Source organism: Micrococcus sp. PSi08 (assembly GCF_054960655.1).
Genome location: NZ_JBHNYP010000068.1, coordinates 1 through 380, shown reverse-complemented (window position 1 = coordinate 380; position 380 = coordinate 1). Strand labels below are relative to the sequence as shown.

General features: G+C 66.1%; 1 protein-coding gene. It reads right to left on the bottom strand.

Features of this window, described 5'->3' with window-relative positions; all coding sequences use genetic code 11:
• Positions 1–380, bottom strand: a 380-nt coding sequence (locus ACFI33_RS11800; RefSeq protein ID WP_462624057.1) for a DDE-type integrase/transposase/recombinase, incomplete at both ends; no start/stop codon positions are given.

Sequence of the window (380 nt, the reverse complement as noted above, 5' to 3'; positions counted from 1 at the left end):
GAGCTTGCTCTGAGGTATACGGGCGGGCGTAGAGGACCTCGTCCACCATCAGCCGGTTGTACCGCTCGACCTTCCCGTTATGGCGCGGGGTGTAGGGGCGGATCCGGTGGTGCCGGCCCCCGAGCGAGACCACCTTCCGGGTGAAGTCCACGGCCCGGTAGTTGTTTCCGTTGTCCGTGATCACCCGGTCCACGGTGATGCCGTGGGCGGCGAAGAACGCCCTCGCCCGGCAGAAGAACCCGATCGTGGTCACCGCCTTCTCGTCCTCCAACGCTTCGGTGTAGGCCAGCCGGGTGAACCCCTCGATCGCCGAGTGCAGATAGGTGTAGCCGACCCGCCGGCCTGCACCACGCTTGGAAGCACGGCCTGCTTCACTGTCA